23 protein-coding genes are annotated in these 19,013 nt (G+C 45.8%); 1 reads left to right on the top strand and 22 read right to left on the bottom strand.

Features of this window, described 5'->3' with window-relative positions; translation table 11 throughout:
• Positions 1-19: 19 nt before the first annotated feature.
• The 17 genes from BUA83_RS03605 to BUA83_RS03530 all read right to left on the bottom strand — a co-directional run bounded on the left by BUA83_RS03605 (position 20) and on the right by BUA83_RS03530 (position 11,699).
• A complete protein-coding gene (locus BUA83_RS03605) occupies positions 20-979 on the bottom strand; it encodes a tetratricopeptide repeat protein (RefSeq protein WP_072934835.1) in 960 nt (319 codons plus the stop codon).
• A gap of 174 nt (positions 980-1,153) precedes the next feature.
• Entirely contained in the window at positions 1,154-1,420 is a 267-nt protein-coding gene (locus BUA83_RS03600) for a hypothetical protein (protein WP_072934834.1), read from the bottom strand.
• Positions 1,421-1,675: 255 nt separating this feature from the next.
• On the bottom strand, positions 1,676-1,942 hold the full coding sequence (locus BUA83_RS12730; RefSeq protein ID WP_200795984.1) for a hypothetical protein: 267 nt from the start codon (positions 1,940-1,942) through the stop codon (positions 1,676-1,678).
• On the bottom strand, positions 1,827-2,123 hold the full coding sequence (locus tag BUA83_RS12930) for a hemagglutinin repeat-containing protein (RefSeq protein ID WP_072934833.1): 297 nt from the start codon (positions 2,121-2,123) through the stop codon (positions 1,827-1,829). Before BUA83_RS12930 ends, BUA83_RS12730 begins: the two co-directional genes overlap by 116 nt.
• Positions 2,124-2,145: 22 nt before the next feature.
• The gene (locus BUA83_RS03590) at positions 2,146-2,580 is read right to left on the bottom strand and encodes a hypothetical protein (protein ID WP_072934832.1); all 435 of its coding nucleotides are present in this window, start codon (positions 2,578-2,580) and stop codon (positions 2,146-2,148) included.
• A 1-nt stretch (position 2,581) separates the two neighbouring features.
• Positions 2,582-2,917 carry a hypothetical protein gene (locus BUA83_RS03585; RefSeq protein WP_072934831.1) on the bottom strand — a complete coding sequence of 112 codons (336 nt, stop codon included), beginning with the start codon at positions 2,915-2,917 and terminating at the stop codon, positions 2,582-2,584.
• Between the two features lie 272 nt (positions 2,918-3,189).
• Positions 3,190-3,720, bottom strand: a complete 531-nt coding sequence (locus BUA83_RS03580) for a flavodoxin family protein (protein WP_072934830.1) — start codon at positions 3,718-3,720, stop codon at positions 3,190-3,192.
• Between the two features lie 91 nt (positions 3,721-3,811).
• Positions 3,812-4,501, bottom strand: coding sequence for a RadC family protein (gene radC, locus BUA83_RS03575; protein ID WP_072934829.1), 690 nt, complete (start codon positions 4,499-4,501; stop codon positions 3,812-3,814).
• Positions 4,482-5,063, bottom strand: a complete 582-nt coding sequence (locus tag BUA83_RS03570) for a Maf family protein (RefSeq protein WP_072934828.1) — start codon at positions 5,061-5,063, stop codon at positions 4,482-4,484. Before BUA83_RS03570 ends, radC begins: the two co-directional genes overlap by 20 nt.
• 11 nt (positions 5,064-5,074) lie before the next feature.
• On the bottom strand, positions 5,075-5,335 hold the full coding sequence (locus BUA83_RS12540) for a DUF4321 domain-containing protein (protein ID WP_072934827.1): 261 nt from the start codon (positions 5,333-5,335) through the stop codon (positions 5,075-5,077).
• A gap of 27 nt (positions 5,336-5,362) precedes the next feature.
• Complete coding sequence (gene queA, locus BUA83_RS03560; protein ID WP_072934826.1) at positions 5,363-6,400, bottom strand: tRNA preQ1(34) S-adenosylmethionine ribosyltransferase-isomerase QueA; 1,038 nt, start codon at positions 6,398-6,400, stop codon at positions 5,363-5,365.
• A gap of 18 nt (positions 6,401-6,418) precedes the next feature.
• Positions 6,419-7,804, bottom strand: coding sequence for a SpoIID/LytB domain-containing protein (locus BUA83_RS03555; RefSeq protein ID WP_072934825.1), 1,386 nt, complete (start codon positions 7,802-7,804; stop codon positions 6,419-6,421).
• Complete coding sequence (locus BUA83_RS03550; protein WP_072934824.1) at positions 7,785-8,453, bottom strand: epoxyqueuosine reductase QueH; 669 nt, start codon at positions 8,451-8,453, stop codon at positions 7,785-7,787. Before BUA83_RS03550 ends, BUA83_RS03555 begins: the two co-directional genes overlap by 20 nt.
• Positions 8,454-8,465: 12 nt before the next feature.
• The gene (gene ruvB, locus BUA83_RS03545; RefSeq protein WP_072935068.1) at positions 8,466-9,440 is read right to left on the bottom strand and encodes a Holliday junction branch migration DNA helicase RuvB; all 975 of its coding nucleotides are present in this window, start codon (positions 9,438-9,440) and stop codon (positions 8,466-8,468) included.
• Positions 9,441-9,498: 58 nt separating this feature from the next.
• Entirely contained in the window at positions 9,499-10,098 is a 600-nt protein-coding gene (ruvA, locus tag BUA83_RS03540) for a Holliday junction branch migration protein RuvA (RefSeq protein ID WP_072934823.1), read from the bottom strand.
• 3 nt (positions 10,099-10,101) lie between these two features.
• Positions 10,102-10,596, bottom strand: coding sequence for a crossover junction endodeoxyribonuclease RuvC (gene ruvC / locus BUA83_RS03535; protein WP_072934822.1), 495 nt, complete (start codon positions 10,594-10,596; stop codon positions 10,102-10,104).
• A 359-nt stretch (positions 10,597-10,955) separates the two neighbouring features.
• Positions 10,956-11,699, bottom strand: a complete 744-nt coding sequence (locus BUA83_RS03530; RefSeq protein ID WP_072934821.1) for a YebC/PmpR family DNA-binding transcriptional regulator — start codon at positions 11,697-11,699, stop codon at positions 10,956-10,958.
• 195 nt (positions 11,700-11,894) lie between these two features.
• Here BUA83_RS03530 and BUA83_RS03525 point away from each other — a divergent pair, with 195 nt between their 5' ends.
• On the top strand, positions 11,895-12,224 hold the full coding sequence (locus BUA83_RS03525) for a hypothetical protein (protein WP_072934820.1): 330 nt from the start codon (positions 11,895-11,897) through the stop codon (positions 12,222-12,224).
• 40 nt (positions 12,225-12,264) lie between these two features.
• Here BUA83_RS03525 and BUA83_RS03520 read toward each other — a convergent pair whose 3' ends face one another.
• The 5 genes from BUA83_RS03520 to rpoD all read right to left on the bottom strand — a co-directional run bounded on the left by BUA83_RS03520 (position 12,265) and on the right by rpoD (position 18,977).
• Complete coding sequence (locus BUA83_RS03520) at positions 12,265-15,066, bottom strand: hybrid sensor histidine kinase/response regulator (protein ID WP_072934819.1); 2,802 nt, start codon at positions 15,064-15,066, stop codon at positions 12,265-12,267.
• A gap of 133 nt (positions 15,067-15,199) precedes the next feature.
• Positions 15,200-15,652 (bottom strand): YaiI/YqxD family protein, encoded by a 453-nt coding sequence (locus BUA83_RS03515; RefSeq protein ID WP_072934818.1) that lies wholly within the window; start codon positions 15,650-15,652, stop codon positions 15,200-15,202.
• Positions 15,653-15,706: 54 nt separating this feature from the next.
• Positions 15,707-16,546, bottom strand: coding sequence for an Mrp/NBP35 family ATP-binding protein (locus BUA83_RS03510; protein WP_072934817.1), 840 nt, complete (start codon positions 16,544-16,546; stop codon positions 15,707-15,709).
• Between the two features lie 124 nt (positions 16,547-16,670).
• A complete protein-coding gene (gene epsC, locus BUA83_RS03505; protein WP_072934816.1) occupies positions 16,671-17,627 on the bottom strand; it encodes a serine O-acetyltransferase EpsC in 957 nt (318 codons plus the stop codon).
• Positions 17,628-17,822: 195 nt separating this feature from the next.
• Complete coding sequence (gene rpoD, locus BUA83_RS03500; RefSeq protein WP_072935067.1) at positions 17,823-18,977, bottom strand: RNA polymerase sigma factor RpoD; 1,155 nt, start codon at positions 18,975-18,977, stop codon at positions 17,823-17,825.
• Positions 18,978-19,013: the final 36 nt, after the last annotated feature.

The following is a 19,013-nucleotide window of genomic DNA, read 5'->3' as shown; positions in this document are numbered from 1 at the left end:
TCCGGTGTTAAATGTACGATTATTTACTTTTCAAAGCTGCTTCAGCTTTCTCTATCAGCTCTTTAGCAGCCTTTGATTTGGGTTTCTGCGCTATGACTTCCTTTCCATCCGCCAAAGCTTCCCGATATTTTCCTTGTGCATAGTAATTCTTGCCGCGCAGTATATATACCTTTGATAATGATGAACGCGAGTCCAAGAACCTTCTGTTATAATCTTTATGCTCCTCATCGTAATCATCCGTTGAATAATATAATCCATAGGGTCCGATAAGCATCCTGACCCCTTTCACATCAGAATTATTTTCTTCTCTTGAACCACGCGTTTCTTTGTTATTTTGAATCAGTACATTGCAATCCCGAATAGCATCATCATATTTTCCCTGTGTAAAATATAATCTCGCACGTTCAAAACGTTCAAAATCAGACCTATCAGGGGCAAGTTCAATCACTTTACTATAATCAGTTATGGCACTATCATACTCTTTCATTTTATGGTACACACAGGCTCGCATATAATATGAATAAACAGAATCAGGCTTTAATTCTATAGCTTTGTTGAAATCAGCCAACGCCTTATCATATTCTTTTGTATAGATATACCTCTCTCCACGATAATAATAGGCTCTTATAAAATCCGGGTTAAGTTCTATTGCTTTATCAAGATTTTCCATTACTTTTTCTTTTTTATCTATTCCGGGCAACGGATACAACCCCGCACGCATATAATAAAAAATTGCCTCATTTGGAAATCGTTCGACACCTTCTTCCACATAGTCAAGTTCCGTCAAATGGTCATTATCAGCTTGAGCCTGCGCCGCATTTAACAACAACACCAGTACCTCTGCCGGTACTTTTACACTCTCATCTCCAACTTTCCAGTTCAAAACCTCCGCGCTTTCACAAGTGCTTACATTTAACCACGGCACGAAACACATAACCGCCAGCATGCAGCTCACAATCTTCTTTTTCAAATTCCCCATTTTTCTCCCCCTCGTGCACGAAGCATTCATTTTTCGTGTTCAAACATAATGAACATTTACAAATTTACATCACTTTACCATTGTAATATAAACGAAACCAGTGTAAATATCCCATAAGTTTGATAAACATGCAACTTTTTTCTTATTTTCACAGTTTAACTGCCTGGAAGCAAATCAATAAATTTGGTTTTCTGCTTCCTCGTATTGGAGCAGTTTGGTCATAAAATATGCTTCCGATAACGCTATAAAATATACTGCCGGAATAAAAAACAGTTCTCCCATTGGAATTACAAAATCAACAACCGGTATTCCTACTGCCAGACAAGCAATCGCAATCACACACAAAATCATCCCAACAGCTAAAAGCGCGCTTATAACTCGGCAAAGGATGTCCCCCACTTCTGTAAGTGGGGGTTGGGACAAATAACTGGCGGTGAGCATATCTCACGCCTCGTTGAAACGCTGATAGAGGAAGTTTTGCCTACGGCAAAACTGGAACGAAGGCGTTATAATCAGAGTTTGCTTTGAACCATATACTACCCAATATTTTTACATATTCATCCACCCCATAAATTGTTATTTGTGTTGTCACCAAAATATAAATTTCTGCATCTTATAGACAAATCAACAAATTAGGCTTACCTCCTAGCACATACATATAAAATATTGCCACACTAACAGAAATACCTATCACTTTTACCACAAAAAAACGCACAATAAGAATCCATCTAACTTATCGTATTTTTGTTCTACCGCCTTCTTTGTTAAGTCAGATAAATTCCCTATCGCATAGGCACAAATAATAACATAAACCGTAAACGGTTGATATGCAATCCACCCATATTCTTCAATAAAATCGGGATGTGCTGCAACAATTCTCTTTGCAAACATCGCCCACCCCATAAAAAAACCCAACAAATAAAAATGCCAACTTTTCAACCCATTTTTTTCTTTCATTATCAATTGTCTCCACTCCTGCGCTTCCGGATACGTTTACTCCTATTGTTCCCGTGCCGAGTCCTATGCTCATTCCTGCGAAGCTGCTTGATGTGTTGTTTTCTGTGCTGGTTACGTTGCCCTGCTCTGCCGCTGTTATGTTTATGTTTTCTTTTGCGTTCAGGGTTCCGTTTCCTACTGCCTTCACATTCTTTGAAAGTTCATGGAATTCACTGAATTTTATCTTTTACATATTCTACATTAACTATTATGAATTCCTTAGTATATTCCTCAACAATTGTATATTTATTTTTTACCCAAACGACATCACTTACTTTTTTATACCCGTTTTCCGCCAGAAATTTACGATACCTATCAACGCTATCAACATCCGTCATATTAATATATATTTCGGACCTAAAGACAATTATTTTATCACTATTTTTATACTCAAAAGTTATACCATTCCCAACATAATTAACAATATGCTCTGTTTCTTTAATAACAGCATTTTTAGTAGTCTCATCATAGTATGTATAATATGTGGTATATAAAATCCAAACTGGCAATACCATAAATAAAACACTTAGCTGAAATTTCCTATTCAAGAAATATTCTTTTGCACTTGAAATCATCATTTTACATAACTGTATTATTTTCGCCATTTTATAACTCCTTCAACTTACCTACTCTTCTAGTAATCCCCCATGATATACCAACCGATGCATTAGATTGCATAAATTTAATAACAAATTTGTAACCAGATGGTGTAACTGCCTCTGAAACGCCTCGAAGTACTGATGCCGCCCCTCCAATACTTATTCCTGTCATTTCCTTATTTATTGTTTTAGAATCTTTTACTATATTTCCTTCACTATCTTCTAAATGTCCGACACCAATCATTCCATCTGCCGGCAAAACGCTGGCACCAAGTCCAATATTTTCACTACTAAAGACATCTATTGTTTCGTCATTGAATACAATTGCCATTTCATTAAACAATCACTTCTTCCTGGTTACATGTATATCGACTCTGTACTTATTTACAGACCATGAATTGCCTCACGCAGTTTACAAAATTACATTCAATATTCTACTACGGTCTATTTGAGAAAAAATATTTCGTCAGTCCCTATTTCTTTGTAACTTTTATCCTGCCAGAATTTTATCCTTTTCAAAAATCTATAGGAAAATAGTCGAACGGCTGGGTATTAAAACTTAGTTAACACCCAGCCGTTCGGATAATCACACGGAATATGTATTCAGATATAAAATCAGGATTTATTTTTCTCCATAAATTTCTTCAAAAGCTCAAGCTTATGGTCTGCCTTTTTTGCAAATTCTGCGGCGTTTGCTATATCTTCTTTGTTCGGATGTCCCTTTGATGTAATCCAGCCTGTGGATTTCGTATGAGGGTCGTCCTTGGGGAGCTTTGCTCTGCGTGCCAGCACTGCTTCAGATACCTGTCCCTGACAGCTGAAGGTTGCTATGATATTGCAGTTCGGTCCCACGTTGTATGCTGCTCTTGCAAGTGCAGTTACTGCATGCTCGCTTTTCGCGTCCGCCGCATGCGTTGCAAAAAGTACTACATTTGTATCGTGCAGCCTTGAAAGAAACTCTGCTGTCTTCGGGTCCGGGCCGCCGCGCCAAAGCCAAAAGCCTACCGCAACTATATCTGCTCCATCAGTCTCCGGTGATGCGTCCTTTAAGTCTATTGCCTTGGTTCCTACTGCCTCAGCCATTGCATCTGCTATTTTTTTCGTGTTGCCGGTGACTGACGATACGACTATTTTCCATTTATTCATAGAATAATCCCCCTTTTCTTTTTCCTTTTTCATCTTAACACATAAAAAGACGACAGGATGTAACGAATGTTACGCTGTCGTCTAAATTGTATCAGTTCATGAGTCCTTTTTCTTTCATTGAGGTAAATCTGTCATCACCGATGATGATGTGGTCCAGCACAGGTATGTCCATGATTTTCCCTACCTCAGTCATGCGCTTCGTTACCTGAATGTCTTCACGGCTGGGTGTCGGGTCTCCGCTTGGATGGTTGTGCACAAGGATTATGCTGGCTGCCGAATGCTCGATTGCCTGATGAAATACTTCCCTTGGATGCGCCACAGATGAGGAAAGTGTTCCTTTGGTAACAATCGGCATCATAAGGATATGGTTTTTCGTATCAAGAAGGATTACTGCAAAATGCTCCTGCACTTCATCTCTAAGGAGAGGCATGGCGTAGTTCGCAGCGTCCTCGGGGCCGCGTATTGATTCTACCTGCAGCGCGGCTCTTGATGCGATTCTTTTCCCCAGCTCCACCGCCGCGATTACTGTGGCTGCTTTCGCAGGTCCGACTCCCGGAACCGTGGAGATGTCTCTTGGTGTCATGTGCGAAATCGCATGAAGTCCTTTATCCTTGTATTTTGAAAGCACTTCTTCTGCTACGCGGATAACTGAGCGCTGCTTTGTCCCTGTACGGAGAAGTATTGCCAAGAGCTCTGCGTCACTGACGTTTTTTGCTCCGCAGCTCAAAAGCTTTTCCCGTGGACGTTCATCCTCAGGAAGGTCACGCATCAATATTTCCATAAAGCTCGACTCCTGCCTTTCGTGCAAGTGAGTCAACGGCAGCTATTGGAAGCCCGACTACATTCGAGAACGAGCCTTCGATGCGTGGTATGAACTTCGCTGCAATCCCCTGCACCGCGTAAGCTCCGGCTTTGTCCATCGGCTCTCCTGTTTTGATATATTTTTTTATTTCTTCATCAGAGATTGTGCGGAATTCAACGAGTGTCTTTTCTACCGCGCGAAATGTTTTTCCGTTTGCAACGATTGCAATGCCGGTATATACCTCGTGGGAGCGGCCCGAAAGCTCACTCAGCATACGCGCTGCGTCTTTTTCGTCCTTTGGCTTCCCAAAGATTTTTCCGTCAAGCGCAACTACGGTGTCCGCGCCAAGCACTGCAGCATCCTTTTCCAGTCGTGATGCGGCTTCCTCAGCTTTGCGGCAGGCATTTTCCATGACAAGCACATCAGGTGAAAGAATCGAATCCTTCAGCTCCTCCGCGTTGCTTTTTACAATCTCAAACCGGCATCCGATTTGTGTCAAAAGCTCTTTTCTGCGAGGTGAACCCGAAGCCAGATATATCATTTATATCCTCCTCAGTAGCGTCTGAACAGGAACAGTGCCAAAACAATGCCAAGAATACTCATGAAGTTTGGCATAAAGGCAAGTCCTACTGTCAGCTTGATTACGTAAAGATTCACCGTGACAGGTGCCATATCAAAGACCGGATAGCTTTCCGTCAGATAGGGCATAAAACCCGAGAGCGCGTCCACGTTGGATAAAAGGTTTCCCAGAAGTCCTCCGAGTATCGCGCCGACAACTACGAATAGTACACATAATCCTGTGCTGTGTCTCACAAAAGCCCCTCCCCTTTGAGCAAAAAATCATTTCTTCGGCGGACGCTTTATGAACATAGCGTCGCCAAAGGAAAAGAATCGATATTTTTCATCAACGGCTGTTTTGTACGCGTCCAGAACAAACTCACGGCCTGCGAATGCGCTTATGAGCATGATGAGCGTAGATTTCGGCAAATGGAAATTCGTGATAATCGCATCAACGATTTTGAAATCATAGCCGGGATAGATGAATATATCCGTGGAATCTGATTTCCCCGCAATCTGTCCCTTAGCTGTTGCCGCGGATTCCAATGTGCGGATGGATGTCGTCCCTACCGCTATGACTCTGTGTCCTGCTGCCTTCGTGCGCATCACAAGGTCTGCCGTTTCGTCGGATATGGAGTAATACTCACGGTGCATCTGATGCTCCTCGATGGTATCCGTTTTTACGGGACGGAATGTACCGAGTCCCACATGCAGCGTAAGGAATCCAAGGTTGACTCCGTATTCCTTCAGATCCTCCATCTGCTCCTTTGTGAAGTGAAGTCCTGCCGTAGGCGCAGCTGCAGAGCCTTCCTCACGGTTGTATACGGTCTGATAGCGTTCCTTGTCCTGCAGCTTCTCATGGATATACGGCGGAAGCGGTGTCTCTCCGAGACGGTCAAGCACTTCTTCGAAAATCCCCTCATATGAGAATTTTACAATACGTCCGCCAAAGTCCGTATTGTCCATAACCTCGCATGAAAGCTCATCACTGAACTTTACCGTTGTCCCCGGTCTTGCTTTTTTACCCGGCTGAACAAGTGTCTCCCACGTGTCTCCGCTGATACGGCGAAGCAGGAATACCTCCACACGTCCGCCTGTAGGCTCACGGTGCCCGATAAGCCTTGCAGGCATTACTCGTGTATCGTTGAATATGAGCGTATCACCGGGTTCAAGGTATTTTTTCAGGTCGTAGAAATGCTGATGCTCTATGGTCTTTTCCACCGGGTCAAGAACCATAAGACGCGAAGAATTTCTTGGTTCTACCGGAGTCTGCGCGATACGTTCCTCCGGAAGGTCATAATCAAAATCAGATAATAACATGTTTCTTTATTCCTTCAATCAAAATAATTTTTCAATCTTAACATCTGTATAGTACCGTGCGAGAATATCACGGTAGCCGTGCTTTGCAGCCATTCCCCTCGCACCCCACTGGGAAAGTCCGAGTCCGTGCCCCCAGCCGGCGCCGTCAAAGGTAATTGTCTCACCTGAACGGTTTTTTATCTCGATTTTTCCGTCCTTGTTTGGTTTGATGGATTTTCCGCTGCCGTAGCGTATATCAAAAAGCGTGCTGTGAAGTCCGAATATCCAGCGGAGCTTTGTTCCCGGAACCTCAACTGTCTTTACGCTTCCTACAAAGCGTACTGTTTTCACGCGGCATGAGGTATATCTGTCCTTTGATGGCTTCGGGCTTTGTATATCAAGGGGTGAAATCTCGATTCTTTTAAGTGTCCCGATGTTATAGCCCTCACTGCGGAGCTTCTGTACAAGTGTTGTAACAGGTACAGCGATCTGCCATTCCTGGTTCGGGTTTACTGAGTCCTCCCGGTCAAGACGTGATTTCAGATACGGCAGCACTTCATTTGTCTCGTCACTTCCTGCCGTACGTCCGCCTGATGATGCGTGAAAAGCCGCATAGATTGGCTTTCCGCCGTAGGTCATCACTTCGCCTCGCGTCGCGGATACCGCCGCAAGCGCATCTCTTGACTCTGACTCAACGCCGCCGTATACCTGACAGTGTGTCGTGGCGCATACATCATATCCGTCCTCTTCGTGCTTTTCCTCGCCCACTGTATAAAGGGCAAATGTGCGTGCCGCAACTGCCTGCGCCTTCATAGCCTCAGACGGCCAGCCCTCACCCATTTCCTCATTAAGTACTCCGCCGATATAATCATCAAGCTTTACTATATTTATTACCGTAAAGCTTCCGTTTTTCAGGACAAGCTCAAATTCTCCCCGGTACTTAGTATCGTTGTATGAAAAAACAATTTTTTCCTTGCTGTCTACAGGCTTCAGTTTGATTTTCTTTGCTGACACAGCCTTGCCGTTCAACACAAACTGATGATTTTTTACCGTAATCGTAAGCTTATCCTTATGTGTTTTTTTCTCAAGGCCCTTGCCGGTTGCTCCGTCGCGGACTACGTAATCATTGTCTGCGGAGAATACAGCCGAATTCTGCTCCTCTGCCAGACCGACACGAAGCATCGGCTCTTCTTTTTTTGCTGCAGGGACGGCTTTCTTCGAAGTATCTGCCTTGGCAGTATTCGTTTTGGCTGTATTTGTTTTATCAGTGTTGGCCTTTGAAGGTGTGGTCCTTGATACAGTTTCCTTTGCAGGTGCTTTGGACATTTTATCCGATTTCTGCGGCGCCGCCATCACCATGGTCGGCAGCATCCACAATGCAAGTGCAAGACACACCGCAAGTATCTTAAAAGTTTTCTGTTTCATGCCTTTCCTCCTTTTCCATTTGCAGCCGCGCTGCCTTCCGTGCCTTCATCAGCTTTTTGTGCGCCTTCCTGATTGCCTTGCTGTAGCGCTCTTCCTCACTGAATATACAACCGCAGTAGGGCTGACGGTATAGTCCCAGCGAATTGCATATATCTATACCTTCCTGCCAACCCGGACGGAAATCCTCATAGAAAAATTCCACACCATACTGCTTTGCAAAATGCTCCGCGGTCTCCTTCATAAGGTCGTGCATCTGGTAAATGCTGTAAAAAAGTGTTGATGTAAAAGCCTCATATCCATTTTCTGCCGCATAGCGCGCAGCCTCTCCAAGACGCCAGCTGTAACACATACGGCAGCGGGCCTTTTCTCCGCCCTCTGCTGCGATACGGACAGCCTCCTCCGTAGTTTCCGGTTCAAGGGGCAGAGCTCTGCGCAGAAAATCACGGATTCGGTATTCCTCGTCCGTATGTATTTCCATTTTTACCTTTTCCGCAAATTCCTTCGCCGTATCAAGCCTCATTTTCCATTCCATATATGGATGGATATTAGGATTAAAAAAGAACCCGACAGGCTCAATGCCTTCCTCACGCAGCCGTTTTACAGGGTAGCATGAGCATGGGCCGCAGCACATGTGCATAAGTAATTTCATTCCGCTTCTACCTCATTCCGGATACGGCACATGCATGTGCTCATAGCCTGCCCGTGTCACGACGCGTCCTCTCGGAGTCTTCATCAGAAAACCCATCTGCAGCAGAAATGGCTCATATACGTCCGTGATTGTATCAGGCTCTTCGCTGATAGCTGCTGCAATAGTATCAAGTCCGACAGGGCCGCCTCCGAATTTCTGAATCATAGTATCCAGCATACGACGGTCAGTACGGTCAAGCCCTGCTTTGTCAACCTCAAGACGGCTTAAGGCCTTGTCTGCGGTATCAGCAGTAATCGTTCCCCGTCCGTCTACCTGCGCAAAATCGCGCACGCGCTTCAATAGGCGGTTTGCTATACGCGGCGTTCCACGGGAGCGCCTTGCAATCTCCTCCGCTCCGTGGTCGTCTATTGGTATCTGCAGAATCTCCGACGCACGCTTTATGATTTCGACCAGTGCATCGGGCTTATAGTATTCAAGCCGCTCTATTACTCCGAAACGGTCCCTGAGAGGAGCCGCCAAGGCCCCTGCCCTCGTCGTTGCCCCGACAAGAGTAAATGGGGCTATATCCAAACGGATAGAACGGGCACTCGGACCTTTTCCGATAACGATATCCAGAGCGAAATCCTCCATAGCGGAGTAAAGCACCTCTTCTACGCTGTGGGAAAGACGGTGTATCTCGTCAATAAAAAGCACGTCACGCTCACCGAGATTCGTCAAAAGCGCCGCCAAATCCCCCGAACGCTCGATAGCAGGTCCGCTGGTAACACGGAAATTCACACCAAGCTCGTTCGCGATAATTGCAGCAAGAGTCGTCTTTCCAAGGCCCGGAGGCCCGTACAAAAGCACATGATCCAGCGCCTCACCGCGTTTAAGCGCAGCCTGTATAAATACAGACAGATTTTCCTTGACCTTGTCCTGCCCGATATATTCATTGAGCTTTCTTGGGCGCAGGCTGTACTGCCAGTCATCCGCAGACTGTGCCTCCATGGAGACAATGCGTCCTTCCTCTTCCTTTGTCAGCTCCACTCAGTTCCCTCCCTTCGTATTATTTTCTCTTTCCAAACTCACTCAGAGCAAAACGGATGAGTGCCGCCGCATCCATTCCTTCTCCCGCGCGCCGCATAACAGGGTCAATCTCGGCCTGTGAGTATCCGAGTGAAATCAATGCCGCAGTTGCTTCGGATATTGTATCATCCCCGACAACAGGCATATCCGAAACATCATCTGCAGCGATGTCTCCTGAGCCTGCGGCTATTTTATCCTTCAGCTCCAGAATCAGACGCTGGGCAGATTTTTTCCCTATACCCGGAAGCTTTGTCAAAACTGTAAGCTGCTGCCCGTGGATTGCCGCGCAAAGCTTATCCACGGATATTGCAGACAAAATACCAAGAGCTACCTTAGGGCCTATACCCGAAACGGAAATAAGCTGCTGAAAAATATCATACTCTTCCTGGCTGTAAAAACCATAAAGAGTCAAAGCATCCTCACGCACGGAAAGATGCGTGAAAAGCGTCGCTTCCTCCCCCATGTGAAGACGGCTCCGCGTTGCCGACGCGATATACACGCGGTAGCCTACGCCACCTACATCCAAAAGACAGCAGTCCGCCAAAAGATGCGCGACTCTGCCACGAAGAAATCCTATCATATATCAACCGTTCCTCCATCGAATACTGTCCAAGCAATGCAGCGTGCATATAGCCGCCGCCAGCGCATCTGCCGTATCATCAGGCTTCGGCGGCTCGGGAAGATGCAAAAGCTTCGTCACCATGTAAATAACCTGCTCCTTCGTCGCCTTTCCGTAGCCTGTAACTGACTGCTTAATCTGCAGCGGCGTGCGCTCAACAAGCTCAATGTTATTTTTCGCCGCAGCCAAAAGCACAATTCCACGCGCCTGCCCGACAGGTATCGCCGTCGTAACATTTCGGTTGAAAAACAGCTGTTCAACACCCATTGCATCAGGCTTATATTTTTTGATAAGCTCATCAAGCTCATCATAAAGCTTCATGAGTCTGTCCTGCATGCGTGCTTTAGGGCTCGTCAATATAGCTCCATATTCATGCGGAATCAGACGGCTTCCCTGGGCTGCTTCAACAAATCCGTAGCCGCAGATAGCCGTACCGGGGTCGATTCCAAGTACCAGCATATTTCTTTCAACCGCTCCTTTTAGAACAAATACTCTGTTTATTATAACGCATTAATTCAAGTTTTGCCAAAGGCAAAACTTCCTATGTCTGCGTTTCAACGAGGCGCATGCCGAGTTATAATGCCTTTAATCAAAGTTTGTCCATGACAAACTTTCCTCTGTGGCATTTCAACGAGGCGCACGCCGAGTTATAATGCCTTTAATCAAAGTTTGTCCATGACAAACTTTCCTCTGTGGCATTTCAACGAGGCGCACGCCGAGTTATAACGCATTAATTCAAGTTTTGCCAAAGGCAAAACTTCCTATGTCTGCATTATAAAAGAAAACACCCGGATTTCTCCGGGTGCGTTTTGCTTTACTCAGCCTTCGAGGGAATCCTCATCAATCTCATAGTTTGCATAGACGTTCTGAACATCATCGGACTCCTCAAATGCGTCAATGAGGTCGAGCATCTTCTGCGCGTCCTTACCCTCGAGATGAACTGTCGTATCAGGTACCATCGTGATTTCAGCGGATGCAGTCTCAATACCCTTTTCAGCAAGTGCAGCCTCGACAGCATTGAAATCTCCCGGCTCGGCAGTGATTTCAAATACATCATCCTCTGCCTTCATATCTTCCGCGCCTGCCTCAAGAACGATATCCATCAGAGCATCCTCGTCCTCGAATTTTTCCTTCTCGACTACGAAAACAGCCTTCTGCTTGAACATCCACGAAACGCAGCCTGTCTCACCGAGGTTTCCGCCATGCTTGGAGAAAAGATGGCGCACATCAGCAGCCGCACGGTTGCGGTTATCCGTCATGATATCCAAAAGCATTGCGACACCGCCCGGACCATAGCCCTCGTATGTGAACTCTTCGTAATTTGCTCCGTCAGCAGCGCCCTGACCTTTTTTGATGGCACGCTGAATGTTGTCCTTAGGAATATTGTTTGCCTTTGCTTTGGACAAAGCCAGCTTCAGACGCATGTTGCCGACCGGATCCGGACCGCCCATACGAACTGCAATCGTAATCTCACGGCCGATTTTCGTCGTAATCTTTCCACGGATTGCGTCGTTTGCGCCCTTTTTACGTTTGATATTTGCCCATTTAGAATGTCCTGACATGCAAGAACCGCTCCTTTAACAATAACTTTCATTAAAAGTAAATAACCTGTGATATTATACCACAACAAACGCTCTGTTTCCACCCGTCGCAGGTATATTCATCAAATGAAAATGATTTGAAATTTTTCTGCATTGCCCATAACAGCCCTGCATGATACTATTAAAACAAAATTCAAACAGCTCCGGAGGTACTTCATGCAGGAAAATAATACCTTGTCTTACGATGATATCATGAAAAAAATATTTAGTACGGCTCTTGAACGTCTGAGAAAAACTGTACCTGAAAACGGCGAAATTGTACTTTCCTATGATGAGCTTTCCCTGCTCGGATATACGCCGTCTATGGGCACGGATTTTGAAGACCTCCGTGATATGGCGTATGCGCGCAACAACGAATTCGGATTCTTGTCACAATGTATTGTCTTTGAGGATATAAAAGAATCACCCGGCAAGGATGCTTTTGTTTTCAAATTCACAAAGCCATTCATGGATGCTGTCGTCAAAAAGCTTCCGTCAGCAAAATAAAAGATGAGGAATGCCTTTCGGTGTTCCTCATCTTTTTGCATCACAAAAATTTCGCAATAACTTTTATAAGCTCGCTTGGATTGATTGGCTTGCTTATGTGCGCGTTCATCCCTACCTCAATGCAGTGCTTTACGTCAGATTCATAAGCATCAGCAGACATTGCAATGATTACCGCCTTCGACGCGTCTTCGCGGTTAAGTGCCCGAATGTTTTCTGCCGCGTCAAAACCGTTCATCTCCGGCATTCTTAAATCCATTAGGACAAGCTTGTATTTGTTCTCCTCACTGTTCTTAAACATCTCGACGCCTTCCGCGCCGTTCTTTGCCCAGTCTATGGTGTCAGCGCCGTAATCAGACAGAAGGAATCGTGCAAGCTCCGCGTTCACCTCGTTATCCTCGCAGAGAAGAATAGGCATTCCTTTCAGGAAATCCTTTGAAACAGTACCTTCACTGCCTTCCTGTACTTCCTCGACCTCATGATATTCTGCCTGAACAGGAATCCGCACTGTAAATGTAGTTCCTGCGTGCAGGCGGCTCTTTACGTCAATCGTACCGCCCAAAAGCTCAACGAATCTGCTGACGATGGAAAGGCCGAGGCCCGTCCCCTGTACGCCCTTCATTTCCGTACGGTTTTCCTGAGTGAAGACATCAAACATTTTTTTCTGGAACTCTTCGCTCATACCGATACCGTCGTCCTTGAATATCTCAGTGAGCATCCACTGCTCTCCTTCTTTTTTAACCGACATCTCCCATCTTACATGTCCGCTTGCAGGAGTGTATTTTATTGCGTTGCTCAAGAGATTCATAGCAATCTGCTGGATACGCAGCCGGTCTGACTGAATATACAGTCTTTCCGGAACATCGCATACTGCTGAAAAATCTATATCCTTTCCCTCTGCATTCATTGATATAGACGATTCTATTGCCTCAAAAAGCTCCCTTATGTCAAACCACTCTGAGCTGAGCACCATCTTGCCGCTTTCGATTTTCGAAAGGTCAAGGATATCATTGACAATATCCAGCATCAGGTGTCCCGAGCCGTCTATACGGTCAAGGAAATGACGTATCTCGCCTATGCTTTCGGATTTTTTTGCAAGATGCGTGTAGCCCAGGATTCCATTCAAGGGAGTTCTTATATCATGGCTCATGGATGAGAGGAAGCTGCTTTCAGCTCTGCGCGCCTGCTCTGCGGCATCAAGGGCTGCCTGCTTTTTCGCAAGGTTTGCAAGTACCCTTTGTTTTTCAGCTGAATAATGCTCCCATACGCTCAGACCGATAATGACAAGCAGCAATGCAAAGAACGCAACCACCCACTGAATCGGCAGAGACTGCAGAAGACCTCTCAGCGTAGGTTTCATATATACATTGCTGTCGATGATACCCTCAATCTCATTTGCCGCAGTCATTGATGCCTTGCTCAGTATTGAGCCGAGGACTGCATTTTCCTGAATTACTTCTCCCGAGCAGTCGACGGAGATATGCTCAACTCCTTCAACTAAATATTCGACAGGTCTGAACCTGCTCATGAAGGAATTCATCTGCACCATGTTGCAGAAAAGCGAGTCCACCTCGCCGCTTTCCAGCGCCTCAAAGCACGCCCTGATATCAGGATATTCAATGAAATGGATATTCGGAAAACGTCCATTTATTGCGCTTCGAATGTGCATCGGCATGAAATTCATAACAGCAACTCTGTTGATTTCCGCCGTCCGCGGACGGCGGATCTGAAATACCGGGAATGAAAAATATGGTTTTGTCTGAACGAGTCCAACCTGTGAGGCTGCTATGATATCTTCAGTTGAAAGTCCGAGAACATCCGCTTCACCTCTGTGCATGGCATCCAATGCGGCATAACGGTTTTTATATTTTATAAATTCAACCTGCACACCTATGCGTGAAGCCACGATACGGTAAAAATCAGGCACAATGCCTTTGCTTACTCCATTCTTTTCTTCGTAAAACGGTGGATAAAGATCTGCGATTGCAACGCGCAGAACAGGATGCTCCTGCAGATAGTTTTCTTCCTCCGCTGTAAAGAAAACCCTGTTCTGATCATCACTGAGATACTTAAGCTTAAGCTTTTCAGGATAAAGCGGCTCCTCTCTCAGGATACGGTTCATGGCATTATCAATCTCAAGCCGCAGCTTCTTCTCATTTTTATTCAGTATGGGGTAATATAGGTCGGTTGAAACACGAAGAATAGCCCTGTAGTGGTCGGAAAGCATCATGCCGCCTACCACAACTCCGTCTACATCTTCGTGTATGAGTGCTTCTTCCAAATCTCCGACATTTTCATACAGAACAAACTGCGGAGATATTTCATTGTTTTCCGCCCATCTCTCTGCTTTGGTAAGCATGACTGAGCCACGGATTGCACCGATACGCATCCCGTCAATCTTCTGCACGTTTCCGTAGTCATAGCGCTTATCGTCAACGCGTACACGGATGCTCATCATGCCTCTGTTCATCCAGTTATCGGTAAAAAGGAACTTTTCCCTTCTTTCATCAGTCTGGGAAATACCAAGCGCCACCTGTACTTCTCCCTGCTCCAGAGCGGATAGAAGCGCGCGAAAATCCTTGTACGGGTGAAATTCAATCTGAAAGCCTGCGTACTGGGCGATTTTATACATGTATTCAGCATCAAAACCGACTGCTCCCCCATACTCCTGAAGGATTGAATACCCACGCTGCTGCAGAATACCCACATGAACAACCCGTGCTGCCGATGCTTTATTATCTGACGAATTATCCCCCTGCATATATGCATTTGCCCCGCAGTAAAACAAAACGCCGAAAAAAACTATCAGGAAAAGTGCTGCTATTCCTCCTGTACGCTGCTTCATACAGGTTCACTCCTTCACGATTTATTAGGAAACCGTTTATTTCGTGCAGACCAAGAAAATTGTTTATACTATGTTAAATTATAGCATAAAACGAAATTTATTTTATAGTTGTTTCTTAATACAAAATTTAAAATCAATCTTTTCCAATCAGCCTTAAAACCAAAGCTTCAAAGCGGGTGACAAAATTCTCATTGTCCTCACCAGTTCTTTTCCTCGGGCCGCTTAGATGATTCTTTTTCGATGCCCTGCGTGCTTTTTTCGCAATATGCCGCTCCATAAGAAGCCTGTCGATATTTTCATCTGTATATTCCCACCCATTCTGGTGCACCGCATAGGCTTTCTTTCCAAGTGCCATTGCTGCTACACCGTAATCCTGAGTTACGACAATATCCCCTGCGGCAAGAATATTTATCAACGCAATATCCACGGAATCCGCTCCTGCTTCAATCGTACGCACCTCACTGTAATCCGAGGTCATGATGTGATTGGTATCGCAAAGGAGAATCACAGGTACACTGTGACGTTCGGCAACTGCCTCTATCTGCCGAACGACAGGGCACGCATCCGCATCCACAAGTATTTTCACGTTTAATCACCTCTATATAGAAAAACCCGCCATAAGGCGGGCTTTGATATTAAGTTACTTTTCCGGCAGCTTTTCGAGAATTTCCTGCAGGCTGTCGAGATAGTGAGCATCGTATGTCTCAATCTTTCCGTGGTCGCAGGCATCAGCAAGGACTGGATCGAGTGGCACATGTCCGATGACAGGCAGGTCATACTGCGCTGCAATCGACGGCAGATGACTTTCTCCAAAAAGATGATGCTCCTTGCCGCAGTCAGGGCAGCGGAAGAAGGACATGTTTTCAATGAGTCCGAGGATAGGAACATTCATCATGGCTGCCATATTGACGGCCTTCTTCACAATCATGGATACGAGATCCTGCGGAGATGTGACGACTAGGATTCCATCTACAGGAAGCGACTGAAACACTGTCAAAGGAACATCGCCTGTTCCCGGCGGCATATCTACAAACAGATAGTCAATGTCCTGCCAGATAATCTCTGACCAGAATTGTTTGATAACACCTGAAATCACAGGTCCGCGCCATACAACGGGGTCATCCTCGTTTGGCAGCATAAGGTTAATGGATACAAGGTCGATTCCTCCATCGCTCGGCAGGGGATATGCTCCGCTTTCCGTTCCGCGCAGCTCGCCCTTTACACCGAACATTTTAGGTATAGACGGTCCCGTTACATCAGCATCAAGGATGCCCACATGATAGCCTGCACGGCTCATAAGGCAAGCCGCAAGCGATGTAACGGAGGATTTACCGACACCGCCCTTGCCGCTCATTACGGCAACGACATGCTTAACCTTTGACAGTTCGTTGGGCTTTACCAAAAGACTCTGCGGCGACGTGCGTGAACCGCACTCTACGCCGCAGCTTGAGCAGTCATGGCTGCAGTTTTCTTCACTCATAATAATACTCCCTTCGTACTTTCCTGTTGCGGATGATATCCGTACGATTTAATATGTATTTTAACATATTTCAAAACATGAAAAAAGTCTGCGGCTCACGTCCGCAGACTTCATTTGTATCATATCAGATTGTATAAATCCAGCCTTCCGGTGAAAGGTCTTTACTCTGCACGGTCTCGTGGAGGCTCTCATCCAGCTGCAGCTCGAGATTTTTTACGCTTACACGTGTTCCCGGCTTAATGGACTGAGTAATAAAGGAGTTGCCTCCGATTACCGAGTCATGCCCTATGACGGTCTCTCCTCCGAGAATTGAAGCTCCTGAATAGATTGTTACGTTGTCCTCAATGGTCGGATGACGTTTCTTCCCCTTCAGCTTCTGTCCTCCGCGTGTGGAAAGCGCGCCTATAGTTACACCCTGATAGAGCTTCACATGGTCACCGATAACCGAAGTCTCGCCAACGACAACACCCGTCGCATGGTCGATAAAGAAGTATCTTCCAATGTCCGCGCCGGGATGAATGTCAACTCCTGTACGGCTGTGAGCGTATTCAGTCATCATGCGCGGAATCAGTGGGATACGGAGTGTATACAGCTCATGTGCTATCCGATAAATTGTAATCGCAAGAAGTCCCGGATAAGCCAGAACGATTTCTTCCATGCTCTTTGCTGCCGGGTCTCCGTCAAATGCCGCCTCAAGGTCTGAATTTACATAATCGCGAAGCTTTGGAATACGATGAAGGAACTCAAATACAAGCCTCTGTGCTTCCCTCTGTATAACAGGCTCGTCTACTTCCGCAAACTCAGGCATACGTGAAAGAACACTGGACACCTGCTGACTGAGATTAAACACGATAACCTCAATGAAATACGAAAGATTGCGGTAATCATCATGAGGACTGTAGGATTTACGTCGATAGTAGCCTGGATATAAAATTCGAAGAAGCTTTTGTATTACATCTACGATGGCCTTTTCATCCAGCTGTGTCGATGCCTCTGCCTTATCAATAGGTCGGTCCTTTTTGTAATCCTCAAGAATTTCGGATACGATATTCTGAATTTCATTTTCTTTTGCAATGGACATGAGTTTCACACACCTTTAGTTTTTTTGCAAAGATTACGGATAATTATACCGTTTCCCTATGATTTAGTCAACGAAATGTACACCATAAAAAGATAAACATAGATGCTCATGATACAGGCTGAACATAAGACGATAATAAATTTAGTATACAACAAAAAAGCCGCTGTCCCAAAAAGGATAGCGGCAATTTTATTATCAATCGAGGAAATCGCGCAGCTTGTGACTGCGGGTCGGGTGACGAAGCTTTCTGAGTGCCTTCGCCTCAATCTGACGGATACGCTCACGCGTAACGCCAAAGTTCTGTCCAACCTCTTCCAGCGTACGGGAGCGGCCGTCATCAATACCGAACCTGAGACGCAGCACGCGCTCTTCACGCGGCGTCAGTGTGTCAAGAACATCCTCAAGCTGTTCCTTCAAAAGCGTGAAGGACGCGGCATCAGCCGGCGCAGGCGCATCCTGGTCTTCTATGAAGTCGCCGAGGTGCGAATCCTCCTCCTCACCGATTGGTGTTTCGAGAGAAACTGGCTCCTGTGCAATTTTCATTATCTCGCGTACACGGTCAACGCTGATTTCCATTTCCTTTGCGATTTCATCAGGAGACGGATCGCGTCCCAGCTGCTGCAGCAGCTGACGGGAGATACGAATCAGCTTGTTGATTGTCTCGACCATATGCACAGGGATACGGATTGTGCGGGCCTGATCCGCGATTGCACGGGTGATTGCCTGACGAATCCACCATGTTGCATAGGTACTGAATTTATAGCCCTTATTATAATCGAACTTTTCAACAGCCTTTATAAGACCGAGATTGCCCTCCTGAATCAGGTCAAGGAAGAGCATTCCGCGTCCGACATATCTTTTGGCGATACTTACAACAAGACGCAGGTTCGCTTCGGCAAGACGCTTCTGGGCTTCTTCATCGCCGGCCTCCATACGCTTTGCAAGCTCAACCTCTTCATCAGCTGTCAAAAGAGGAACACGGCCGATTTCCTTGAGGTACATGCGCACCGGGTCATCGATGCTGATACCCTCGGGAATACTGAGGTCAATCTCTTCCTCAGACTTATCATCATCATCATCGGAATCCGATGTTTCCTCTACGACATCTATGCCGTTCTTGCCGAAGGTTTCATACAAATCCTCAATATCATCAACAGAAAAATTCTGCTTTTGGAATGCATCAGCAATCTCACCATAGGTGAGCATATTACCGTTTTTCTTTCCAAGCTCGCAGAGCTCCTTAACGATATCTTCAACAGAAGGTGCTGCCGCTTCTTCCTCTTTGGCAGGCTTCTTCGCTGCTTTTTTCTTTCCGGCAGCTTTCTTCTGAGGTGGCTGCTCTGCTTTTATATCTTCTGCCGTTTCCTGTATTTCCGGCTTATCATC

The organism is Schwartzia succinivorans DSM 10502 (assembly GCF_900129225.1).
In the GTDB taxonomy this organism is placed as follows: domain Bacteria; phylum Bacillota; class Negativicutes; order Selenomonadales; family Selenomonadaceae; genus Schwartzia; species Schwartzia succinivorans.
The sequence above is the reverse complement of the archived record's forward strand: the minus strand, read 5'-3'. Positions and strand labels throughout refer to the sequence as shown.

What these genes read in the sequence shown, in the direction of transcription:
- BUA83_RS03590 (WP_072934832.1), bottom strand. Translation starts at nt 2,580, where the DNA reads ATGGCGAAAATAATACAGTTATGTAAAATGATGATTTCAAGTGCAAAA.
- BUA83_RS03570 (WP_072934828.1), bottom strand. Translation starts at nt 5,063, where the DNA reads ATGATATATCTGGCTTCGGGTTCACCTCGCAGAAAAGAGCTTTTGACA.
- BUA83_RS03555 (WP_072934825.1), bottom strand. Translation starts at nt 7,804, where the DNA reads ATGAAACAGAAAACTTTTAAGATACTTGCGGTGTGTCTTGCACTTGCA.
- ruvC (WP_072934822.1), bottom strand. Translation starts at nt 10,596, where the DNA reads ATGCTGGTACTTGGAATCGACCCCGGTACGGCTATCTGCGGCTACGGA.
- BUA83_RS03530 (WP_072934821.1), bottom strand. Translation starts at nt 11,699, where the DNA reads ATGTCAGGACATTCTAAATGGGCAAATATCAAACGTAAAAAGGGCGCA.
- BUA83_RS03510 (WP_072934817.1), bottom strand. Translation starts at nt 16,546, where the DNA reads ATGAGTGAAGAAAACTGCAGCCATGACTGCTCAAGCTGCGGCGTAGAG.
- BUA83_RS03525 (WP_072934820.1), top strand. Translation starts at nt 11,895, where the DNA reads ATGCAGGAAAATAATACCTTGTCTTACGATGATATCATGAAAAAAATA.
- BUA83_RS03520 (WP_072934819.1), bottom strand. Translation starts at nt 15,066, where the DNA reads ATGAAGCAGCGTACAGGAGGAATAGCAGCACTTTTCCTGATAGTTTTT.
- BUA83_RS03605 (WP_072934835.1), bottom strand. Translation starts at nt 979, where the DNA reads ATGGGGAATTTGAAAAAGAAGATTGTGAGCTGCATGCTGGCGGTTATG.
- radC (WP_072934829.1), bottom strand. Translation starts at nt 4,501, where the DNA reads ATGGAAATATTGATGCGTGACCTTCCTGAGGATGAACGTCCACGGGAA.
- ruvB (WP_072935068.1), bottom strand. Translation starts at nt 9,440, where the DNA reads ATGGAGGCACAGTCTGCGGATGACTGGCAGTACAGCCTGCGCCCAAGA.
- queA (WP_072934826.1), bottom strand. Translation starts at nt 6,400, where the DNA reads ATGTTATTATCTGATTTTGATTATGACCTTCCGGAGGAACGTATCGCG.
- epsC (WP_072934816.1), bottom strand. Translation starts at nt 17,627, where the DNA reads ATGTCCATTGCAAAAGAAAATGAAATTCAGAATATCGTATCCGAAATT.
- ruvA (WP_072934823.1), bottom strand. Translation starts at nt 10,098, where the DNA reads ATGATAGGATTTCTTCGTGGCAGAGTCGCGCATCTTTTGGCGGACTGC.
- BUA83_RS03550 (WP_072934824.1), bottom strand. Translation starts at nt 8,453, where the DNA reads ATGAAATTACTTATGCACATGTGCTGCGGCCCATGCTCATGCTACCCT.
- BUA83_RS03600 (WP_072934834.1), bottom strand. Translation starts at nt 1,420, where the DNA reads ATGCTCACCGCCAGTTATTTGTCCCAACCCCCACTTACAGAAGTGGGG.
- BUA83_RS03580 (WP_072934830.1), bottom strand. Translation starts at nt 3,720, where the DNA reads ATGAATAAATGGAAAATAGTCGTATCGTCAGTCACCGGCAACACGAAA.